General features: G+C 64.8%; 10 protein-coding genes and 1 pseudogene. 8 read left to right on the forward strand and 3 right to left on the reverse strand.

The features are described 5' to 3' along the window. Positions 1 to 126: 126 nt before the first annotated feature. The gene (locus V5A38_RS13280) at positions 127 to 987 is read right to left on the reverse strand and encodes a phosphatase PAP2 family protein (RefSeq protein WP_332326245.1); all 861 of its coding nucleotides are present in this window, start codon (positions 985 to 987) and stop codon (positions 127 to 129) included. Between the two features lie 267 nt (positions 988 to 1,254). Between V5A38_RS13280 and V5A38_RS13285 the strand changes: the two genes are divergently transcribed. From V5A38_RS13285 to V5A38_RS13300, 4 genes are all read left to right on the forward strand, one after another. Next, on the forward strand, positions 1,255 to 1,446 hold the full coding sequence (locus tag V5A38_RS13285) for a hypothetical protein (protein ID WP_332326246.1): 192 nt from the start codon (positions 1,255 to 1,257) through the stop codon (positions 1,444 to 1,446). A 190-nt stretch (positions 1,447 to 1,636) separates the two neighbouring features. Further along, complete coding sequence (locus V5A38_RS13290; RefSeq protein ID WP_332326247.1) at positions 1,637 to 2,035, forward strand: hypothetical protein; 399 nt, start codon at positions 1,637 to 1,639, stop codon at positions 2,033 to 2,035. After that, positions 2,007 to 2,822: a hypothetical protein gene (locus tag V5A38_RS13295; protein ID WP_332326248.1), complete on the forward strand. Its 816-nt coding sequence runs from the start codon at positions 2,007 to 2,009 to the stop codon at positions 2,820 to 2,822. Before V5A38_RS13290 ends, V5A38_RS13295 begins: the two co-directional genes overlap by 29 nt. Beyond that, complete coding sequence (locus tag V5A38_RS13300) at positions 2,819 to 3,124, forward strand: hypothetical protein (protein ID WP_332326249.1); 306 nt, start codon at positions 2,819 to 2,821, stop codon at positions 3,122 to 3,124. Before V5A38_RS13295 ends, V5A38_RS13300 begins: the two co-directional genes overlap by 4 nt. A gap of 19 nt (positions 3,125 to 3,143) precedes the next feature. Here V5A38_RS13300 and rocF read toward each other — a convergent pair whose 3' ends face one another. Both rocF and V5A38_RS13310 read right to left on the reverse strand, forming a co-directional pair. Continuing rightward, the gene (gene rocF / locus V5A38_RS13305; protein ID WP_332326250.1) at positions 3,144 to 4,079 is read right to left on the reverse strand and encodes an arginase; all 936 of its coding nucleotides are present in this window, start codon (positions 4,077 to 4,079) and stop codon (positions 3,144 to 3,146) included. Positions 4,080 to 4,131: 52 nt separating this feature from the next. Beyond that, the gene (locus tag V5A38_RS13310; protein ID WP_332326251.1) at positions 4,132 to 4,887 is read right to left on the reverse strand and encodes a creatininase family protein; all 756 of its coding nucleotides are present in this window, start codon (positions 4,885 to 4,887) and stop codon (positions 4,132 to 4,134) included. Between the two features lie 216 nt (positions 4,888 to 5,103). Between V5A38_RS13310 and V5A38_RS13315 the strand changes: the two genes are divergently transcribed. The 4 genes and pseudogenes from V5A38_RS13315 (at position 5,104) to V5A38_RS14640 (ending at position 8,731) form a co-directional block, all read left to right on the forward strand. Next, positions 5,104 to 6,471, forward strand: a complete 1,368-nt coding sequence (locus V5A38_RS13315) for an amidohydrolase (RefSeq protein WP_345786288.1) — start codon at positions 5,104 to 5,106, stop codon at positions 6,469 to 6,471. 176 nt (positions 6,472 to 6,647) lie between these two features. Continuing rightward, positions 6,648 to 7,052, forward strand: coding sequence for a DUF5805 domain-containing protein (locus tag V5A38_RS13320; RefSeq protein WP_332326253.1), 405 nt, complete (start codon positions 6,648 to 6,650; stop codon positions 7,050 to 7,052). Continuing rightward, positions 7,042 to 8,091 carry a tyrosine-type recombinase/integrase gene (locus tag V5A38_RS13325; RefSeq protein WP_332326254.1) on the forward strand — a complete coding sequence of 350 codons (1,050 nt, stop codon included), beginning with the start codon at positions 7,042 to 7,044 and terminating at the stop codon, positions 8,089 to 8,091. The genes V5A38_RS13320 and V5A38_RS13325 overlap by 11 nt, the downstream gene beginning before the upstream one ends. A 328-nt stretch (positions 8,092 to 8,419) precedes the next feature. Next, positions 8,420 to 8,731 (forward strand): annotated as a pseudogene (locus tag V5A38_RS14640) (Hsp20/alpha crystallin family protein). Positions 8,732 to 8,958: the final 227 nt, after the last annotated feature.

An 8,958-nucleotide genomic window follows, 5' to 3' on the forward strand; every position in this document is an offset into this window, starting at 1 on the left:
CGAGTCTGTCCCGCCGTGACCATCCGTGTCGGTGATGGGAGCCCCTGACCCGGCGTCTTTCGACACCGTCGATGCACCGATTCGCCGTAATCACTATCAGTTCCCAGCTTGTCGAGTCGGCGCCCGTTAGCGTCGGAGCAGCTCCCGTCCCCTGCTGCCTGCGTCGGGATCAAGCAGTGGCACCGGCTCTCCCTGCTCGTTGGTTGCCAGTCGGATACTTAGGGCGACACAGCCAGCGGCCAGCAGAACGCCCGCGACGACGTCAGTCAGCCAGTGGATACCCAGATACATCGTGGAGATGGCGACTGATACCGCGCCGATGCTGGCGACCGGAAGCCAGCGGGGCGACACCGACCGGTAGTAGTACGCGAGAAACGCGACGGAGGCGGAGAGAGACGTGTGCAGCGAGGGGAAGACGTTGGTGTTCACGTTCACCTGACTGGTCAGGAGCTGTGACCGAGGCCAACTCGTGAACAGCAGCGAGTTCACCGCCTCCGGCATGAAGTTCCGCGGGCCGTACGTGACGAAGATGATGTAGCAGACCAGGCCGATTCCGTAGTTCAGGATGTACGTAAGCAGCGTCGCGGAGAGGGGCTCCGGCTCGGCATGTATCGCATACAGCACCAGCGGGAACGTCAACAGGAAGACGTAGCCGAAGACGTAGATGAAGCTGAAGTACGCCGTTGCCCCCGGTGTCGCCAGCGACTGGAGTTCTGCGACGAACCCCCCTTCCAGTGCGTGGATCGCCCCAGTGATGTTGATCCCGATGAGCCACGAGAGCTCGACGCCGATGTCCCGGATGAGGCTGTTGGCACCGAGCAGCCCACCGAGAACGACAGCTGTCGGTGCAACGATGCGAGCGTTCTGCTGGATCATCTGCCGGTAGCTGAACGGCGTCCACACGCCATCGATCGCTCGGAGAGAGAGCAGGTGGAGCGCGACGACGACGACGACCACCTGGACCAGGACGGAGAGCAGCACCGTCATACGGTTTCACCGTCGTGTTCCCGGCAGTGGCTTTCGGTTCGAGGCCGATGGATGTCGGGGAACTGCGGACCAGTGAGCACCCGTAATCGGCGGGGTGAGCCCTGTGGACGCCCGGACTGACCACCTCCCAGCGCCGGCGGGCGCGAGCTCGCTGATCGGGGCAGTTCCATCATCGTCCCCAACTGGTGTTCTGCAGTGATATGAATTATGGCATGGAGCTGTCATGCGCGGCTGAGGGTTGATACGCTCTCTCGTGAAACGTCGGCCGTGTCGATTCACGCAGTGCCGTCCGACCATCGCGTGTTCGTGCTGCTCGCGCTCGTGTTAGTTGGCGCTCTCGGCTGGGTTGGCCGGCGGTCGCCGAGGAGTCGGCTGGCCGAACTGTCGGCTAGTGCCGCAGCGCTCGGCTACGGCTCACACCTCGTGATGGACTGGCTGACCCGGAGCGGCGTTCCGTGACTCTGTCCCCTCTCGACGGCAGGGTACGGCGTCGACACCGCGATTCACGCCGTAGAACACGGGTTCGTTGTCTGGGTCCTCGCCGGTACCACCCTACTGGTCCGACGCCGGTGGCTCGACTGACCGACAAGGATGGGCAGCCAGGAGCCCACACGGACAACTTTATGCGGGGCGCCACCGCTCCCCGACAATGGGACTGTCGACGCGGACGGTGCGGATTCTTCTCGCGGCGCTGGTTCTCAGCTTGGCAGCGATGCTCGTCGTCGGCAACGCCGAGAGCGAGCGAACGAGCGACCAGGTGACGAGCGATCCGTCAGTCGGGCAGGCGACCCGATCGGGCGACCGGTCGTCGGTCGTCGACCCCGTTCCGGGGACGACCGCCACCGGCGAGCGGACCGACCTCCACAGCCGCGTCACGGCCGGAAAGCACTCGACGCGGTGGCACGACGTGGACCGTATCGACGACGACCGAACTGATCGAGTGGGAGTGGGACGCCCAGTCCGACTACGGCGTCGACAGCGGCGGTCCGTTCGCCGAGGACTGGACCCACCTCAACGATGTGGAGTTCGTGGAGATCGATGGTCGTGAGGCGGTGATGGTCAGCCTCCGGAACGAGGACCAGGTCGTGTTCGTCGACCTCGAACGTGGGCTGGTTGCGGACGGGACGCTGGGGAGCAAGGGCGATCACGATACGCTCTACGAACAGCACAACCCCGACTTCATCCCGGCCGATGAGGGCGGTCCTGCACTGCTCGTCGCCGGCTCGGAGAACGGCCGCGCCGTCGAGTACCAGCGTGAGGACGGCGAGTGGGTCGAGTCGTGGTCGTGGTCCGACGAACGCTTGCAGTGGCCACGGGATGCCGACCGACTCCCGAACGGCCACACGCTGATCACCGACTCCAACGGCGACCGCGTGTTCGAGGTGGACCGCGAGGGGGAGGTGGTCTGGACGGCCTCGATCGGGTTTCCGTACGAGGCCGAACGGCTCGGAACCGGCGACGAGAGCACCGCTGGCGAGAGCGCGGCGGCACTCGACCTGCCCGACCGCTCAGGCGAGGATAGGTTGCAGTCACGGGCCGAGGCGGTGTTCCCGCCCAGCATCGTCAACGGGATCTCCTACCTGTTTCCCCGCTGGGTCGGCGTCCTCGAAGGGCTCGGCCTCGTTACCTTCCTCGGCGCGGGGCTCCGCTGGCTGACGCTGGAGTACCGCTGGTCGGACCGCACCGTCACGGTTCAGTCGCCGATCCGGTCGAACTCGCTCGCTTGCTCCCGTCCGTCGGGGTTCTGGCAGCGCTCGTCCCGACGTATCTTTTCGCTCGGGACTACACCGACTCCCGACCCGCGGGTGGGGCCGCGAGCGTCGCCGTCGCGTTGAACCCCCAGCTGCTCCAGTGGCACATTTCCGCCGGCGGCGTCGTCCGCGCGCTGCTGGATGAGTTCTCCACGTTCACGCTCATTCCGCTTATCGGTGCGGCATACCTCCTCGTCCAGCGCCGGGAGTGGTTTCTCGCCTCGTGGGCCGTCGCCGCGGAACTCCTCTTTGCCCGACCCCGGTTCGCGTTCACCGTCGGCAGCGTCGTGGCCGCGGCAGTCGGCGTCGACACCGACGGCGACGGCGAGGTCGACTACCGGCTGAACGGGCAGCGCAAGGGCTACGGGAACGTCACGATCGAGTAACGGACGCAGCGACGTTTTCCTAAAGGATCTGCTTGCCGAACGCGCTGGCAGCCAGTTCGACCGCCAGCTCCGCGGTTTCGTTGTGCTCGTCGAGCGTGGGGTTCACCTCGACGAGTTCCATCGAGCGCATCCCGCCCTCGGCGGCGACGAGCTCCATCGCGTGATGAGCCTCGCGGTAGGTGACGCCGCCGCGGACAGGCGTCCCGACGCCGGGGGCGATCGTCGGGTCGAGCCAGTCGAGGTCGAGACTCACGTGGTAGCCGTCGACGCCGTCAGCGGCGACCGCCAATGCCGATTCGACCACCTCGGCGAGCCCGCGCTGGTCGATATCCGACATGGTGTAGGTGGTAATCTCGCTCTCGGCGATAAGGTCGCGTTCGGAGTCGTCGACCGACCTGAGGCCGACGATGACGACGTTATCCTCCTTCAGCGTAGGGGCGTTGGCCCAGCCGACGCCGTCCCACTCCTTTGCGCCGAGCGCCGCGGCCAGTGGCATCCCGTGGACGTTCCCGGACGGGCTTGTCGTCGGGGTGTTGAAGTCGCCGTGAGCGTCGAACCAGATGGCGCCGATTTCCGCATTGGCCGCCGAGCCGACGAGCGACCCGATGGCGACGGAGTGGTCACCGCCGAGCACCAGCGGCGTGTGCCCATCCGAGAGCGCCGCCCGCACCTCCTCCGAGAGCCGGGTACAGACGTCCTCCGTCTCCTGAAGGAACTTCGCCTTCCCGACGCTCGGCGTGCGGTTCTCCGGGTCGCGTTCCTCGGCGCGGGGGACGAGCAGGTCACCCGCGTCCGCGGTCGCAACGCCTGCCTGACTCAGCCCGTCCGAGAGCCCTCCGTACCGGATGGCCGAGGGGCCCATATCCACACCTCGCCGGTCCTGTCCGTAGTCGCTCGGGACGCCGATGATTCGGACCGACGGTTTGCTCTCCCCCTGACTGGATGTGTTGCTCATACCGGAAGGTCACATTCAAGGGAATTAGTTCCGTGGAAACTCACCACGCCGGTCAGTGGTCGGCTCGCTCGGACTCGATACGGGCGACGTAGGCCTCGGTCACGGCATCGAGAATCGCTTCGCCCGCCTCGGCGGTCGCTTCCCGGGGATCGCCGAGCACGCCGTTCTCCGCGATGGCGTCGAACCCTTCGCTTAGTAGCCGCGAGGTGGAGACCTCACCTTCAGTGCCCAGTTCCAGTTTGTCGGTTCGCACGAGCTCCTCGGCGGCCGCGAGCACGATTGAGGTTTCCGCGGCGCCGGCGTGAATGACCGGCTCCTGGTAGTCGACGCCGCCCTCGCGGAGCCCCTCGTTCATGAGCTCCATCAGCGTTGCGAGATCCGCCAGCGCATGGACGCTCGCGTCGATCTCCCGGGCGATTTCGGGCGCGACGGTGTTGACCGGCGCGAAGTTCCCGCCGTGGGTCGGGACGAGCGCGAGATGGTCGAAGCCGTGTTCGTCGAGTGACTCACAGTAGGCGCGGATGGTGTCCATCAGCGTCTCTGGATCGACCGTGATCGTGCCGGGGAACGCCATATGATGGCCCGAACAGCCAGGACGAATCGTTGGCGCCGCCAGCGCGTCGCCGAGCCCCTCGGCGATGCGCGCCGACAGTTCCTCGCCCGCGAGCGCGTCCATAACGAGTGGGAGATGCGGGCCGTGTTGCTCGATGGACCCGACACCGATCACGGCGGTCCGAACCCCGTCATCCAGCGCCGTTTCGACTTCCCGCCACGTCTGTTCCTCCAGTAACACCGAGTTCGACGACATACCACCCGGTTCGGCCGAGACAGCAAAAGCGTCCGGGTCGCCTCCGCGGTCCACCCACGGGCCCATTTCATATAGCAAATAATGGTTTATGAGTTGCTCTCAGTTCACTCTCCGTCGCCAGGATTGCCGGTGGCCCGAGGGATTAAGACGATACGGACCACTCTCCAGCCCGTGAAAGACCAACTGTTCGAAGACGTCGACGGGCTGGCAGAGGAGATGGACGAGCTCGCGCTCGAGCTCTGGGAGAACCCCGAACTCGGGCTCCACGAGGAGCACAGTGCAGCCCAGCTCAAGGAGTTCCTTTCCGAGGAGGGCTTCGAGATCGAGACCGGAGTCGGCGGGATGCCGACCGCGTTCGTCGCCGCCTACAGCGAGGGCGAGGGGCCGACGATCGGGATTCTTGGCGAGTACGACGCGCTTCCCGGGCTCTCACAGGCGGTCTCTGCGGAGCGTGAGCCCATCGAGGAGAGCGGGCCGGGACATGGCTGTGGCCACAACCTCTTTGGCACTGCCGGCGCCGGCGCGGCGGTTGCTGTCAAACAGGCGATGGAGCGGGGTGACGCAGCCGGTGAGATCCGGTTCTACGGCTGCCCTGCCGAGGAGACGCTGGTCGGCAAGACGTTCATGGCACGGGATGGCGCGTTCGACGACCTTGACGCCGCCGTCACCTGGCATCCGAGCGACCACACCGCCCCTCAGCGTGGGAGCTCGCTGGCGCTCGACTCGCTCTCCTTCCGCTTCGAGGGGGAGAGCTCCCACGCCGCGGCCGACCCCGAGAACGGCCGCAGCGCCCTCGACGCCGTGGAACTGATGAACGCCGGTAGCGAGTACATGCGTGAGCACGTCCCCGAGGAGGTTCGGGTTCACTACAATATCCAGGAGGGCGGAAGCGCCCCGAACGTCGTGCCGGCTGAGGCCTCGGTCTGGTACTTCGTTCGTGCGCCCGAGCGGGAGGGCGTCGATCGCGTGACCGAGTGGCTGCGCGAGATCGCCGACGGCGCAGCCACGATGACCCAGACCGACGTGAGCGAGCGCTACTACACCGGCGCTAGCCGGCTCGTTTCCAACAGTGTCATCGCCGACACGTTCCGGGAGAACATGGAGGAGGCGGAGCCGGTTTCCTTCGACCAGGAGGCCCACGAACTCGCTGCGAGGCTCCAGGAGACGTTCCCCGAAGGGAGCCTCGAGTCCACACTGGAAGATTTCGAGGAGCCACACGTCGAGGAGGCCGCCGACGCCGCGCTCTACCCCGAACCGATGGACGCGTTCGACGAGGGCGAATCGGGTGGCGGTTCGACGGAGGTGGGCGACGTGAGCCAGATCACCCCGACCGCTCAGTTCCGCGCGACCACCTGGGCACTGGGAACGCCAGGTCACTCCTGGCAAGCGGTCGTCGCGAACGGTGACTTCGGCCGGACCGCCGTCCCTTACGCGGCGAAGCTACTCGCCGGTTCGGCGTTCGACCTACTCACTGACGAGGAACGACTCGCCGAAGCACAGGCGGAGTTCGAGGAGGAGACCGAGCCCTACGAGACGCCGTTACCCGAGGGAACCGAACCGCCGTTCGACCTGACTGAAGAGTAATCGACGAGGGCGGAACCAAGTCCAAAGACAAAAGAATCGACAAAGACGGGACCGGATTTTGTGTACTCGACAAATCCGGTTCTCCAGTCCACGAATATTTGGTCACGTATTCGGAGATTAGGGCTCTAATCTTTAAAGTCGGTACGTTGATGCGGGTGGCGTGAAACTGCCAGTCCATGAGTTCCGACGCCGAGGATGTGGAGACGGTACAGGTCAAAACGCGGGTACCGAACTATCAGCGAGCTGAATGGAAAGCCGCAGCTGAGCGCCTCGGGATGAGCCAGAGCGAGTTCGTTCGGACGATGGTCCAGGCCGGCCGTAGCGGCTTCGAGGTCGCCGAATCCAGGGACGGAGACAGTAACCCCGAGGAGGGCGGTCCGTCGGGCACGAACCCTGGGGGGAACAGGCTCGAAGACCGGGTGCTCGCGACGCTGTCCCCGGACGAGGCGGTCTCCTGGGACGAACTCGTCGAGACGCTCATCGGTGACTTCGAGGAGCGACTGGAGGAGACGCTACAGTCGACCGATCGCGTTCGCTACAGCGGGCGCGAGGGGGGGTACGTTCTGACCGATGGCGAGTAACAGTGAACCAGCGGTGGAGAGCCCGGTCGACTACTACCTCGAGGACATGGAGATGCACGGCCGGGCCGAGCGCACCCGCGTGGCCTACGAGCGCGTGCTGCGGGAGTTCGAAGCGTTCCTCGCCGACGACGAGCGGAACCTGGGTACCGCCACCGACCCGGCTTCGGCCTCCCACCGGGACTGCATGGCGTGGGTCCACTCCCTTCGCGGCGAACTCTCGCCGAGTACCATCGCCACGTACGCGACGACGGTCAACCGGTTCTACGGCTACATGAACCAGGTCGGCGCCTTCGACGCCAACCCGATGACGCTGGTGATGGAGGAGATGGACGAGTCGATCGAGAAAGACCCCGCCCGCCGGGAGATCGACGTGCCGTCGATGGCCCGGTTCCTCGAGACGGTCACGCATCCGCTTCATGACGCGGCCATCCTGACGCTGTTGAAAACGGGAATGCGTGTCGGCGAGCTCTGTAACCTCGACGTTCGGGACCTCAGACTCGCCGATATCGGGCTCTCTGGCTACGATCTCGACGGCCGCCCACAGTTGGAGGGCCGCGGGAACAGCCTCTATATCGATGGCGCTCCCACCCGTGGCGAGCCCCATAATGGTGAACACCGGACGGAGTCGAACAAGCGCAAGCGGGCGACGGTGATCCCCGTCGACGACGAGCTCAGGACCGCACTCCGTCGCTGGCTGGCGATTCGCCCGGATGCGCGCTCACCTGCGGAGCCGCTGTTCCTCTCGACGAGCGACGAGTGGGGTGCTCGCCTCACCGCCCGCTCCGTTCGACATTACGTTCGGCGATACACCGAAGGGATGGGCTGGCACACGGAAGGCGCCGGGGCCGGCGAGAACGTCACGCCCCACTACTTCCGGCATTTCTTCACTACCCATCTCCGGGACCGCACCGGTGACCGGGGCGTGGTGAAGTATCTCCGTGGGGACGTGGCGAGCGACATCATCGACACGTACACCCACAACTGGGGCGATCAGGTGCGAGAAACGTATCTCGCGAACATCTACCGATTCGATAGGTGATCGGTCTGGTGCTGTTCTGGTGGTTGTTTTCGGACGAATAAACGGTATAGCGCTATACAAAATATGGGGGTGCCAACTCTTGCGTCGGACCACCCAGAACCACCGGTTCGACGTTCGAATCGACCGTTCACCGGAGCGTTTCCCCTCTCGGTATGAGTACCGACGTTCGATGTGCGTTCTTTCAATTATTGGGTGGAGTTGAGGGAGGCGTGGCGCTCGTGAATCAGCTGCCGAGAATCAATCGCCGCTCTCGTCGTTACATCGGACTCCAATTGAAATTTTTAGAAATTCTCTTCACGAACCGCTAACAAATTCTACACGCATCGAGGTGACCAGCCATGGCGCTCCCCAGACCCGTTCCTGGCCAGCACTCACAGACCTTCAGCGTCGCCTGTTCGAAACCGGAAGGACCGACTACGAACTGGTCGAGGAGGACGAGGCGTTTGTCCTCAACATCGAGATGCCGGGCTTCGACCGCGAGGAGATGACCCTGTCGTGAGACACCGGCATACTCACCGTCGCACCCGAGCAGGACGACGAGGAGGAGATCTCGGCGACCTACCAGAACGGCATTCTGGAAGTCCGGCTTCCCATCGGCGGGGTGATGACTCCCGGCAAGGAGATCGAAATCAAGAGCTGACACCAGCGTGCAGTCCGTGACCTGTTCTTTCGACGGAGGTGAGAGCTATGGAACTCACTGTCAAACAGCTCAAGAACCGCGACCCCGGCAGTGGAATGGCCGTAATCGACCGAGATGCGCTTCATAGTGATTACTGCGAATAGTGTCATCGACGGTGTCGAAAGCCGCCGGGTCAGGGGCTCCCATTACCGACACGGATGGTCACGGCGGGACAGACTCGCAGTAAT

The sequence above is a fragment of the Halolamina sp. genome, assembly GCF_036626355.1.
Classification (GTDB): domain Archaea; phylum Halobacteriota; class Halobacteria; order Halobacteriales; family Haloferacaceae; genus Halolamina.

Coding starts and splice junctions, on each gene's coding strand:
- V5A38_RS13320 (WP_332326253.1), top strand. CDS start 6,648: ATGAGTTCCGACGCCGAGGATGTGGAGACGGTACAGGTCAAAACGCGG.
- rocF (WP_332326250.1), bottom strand. CDS start 4,079: ATGAGCAACACATCCAGTCAGGGGGAGAGCAAACCGTCGGTCCGAATC.
- V5A38_RS13325 (WP_332326254.1), top strand. CDS start 7,042: ATGGCGAGTAACAGTGAACCAGCGGTGGAGAGCCCGGTCGACTACTAC.
- V5A38_RS13280 (WP_332326245.1), bottom strand. CDS start 987: ATGACGGTGCTGCTCTCCGTCCTGGTCCAGGTGGTCGTCGTCGTCGTC.
- V5A38_RS13310 (WP_332326251.1), bottom strand. CDS start 4,887: ATGTCGTCGAACTCGGTGTTACTGGAGGAACAGACGTGGCGGGAAGTC.
- V5A38_RS13290 (WP_332326247.1), top strand. CDS start 1,637: ATGGGACTGTCGACGCGGACGGTGCGGATTCTTCTCGCGGCGCTGGTT.
- V5A38_RS13315 (WP_345786288.1), top strand. CDS start 5,104: ATGGACGAGCTCGCGCTCGAGCTCTGGGAGAACCCCGAACTCGGGCTC.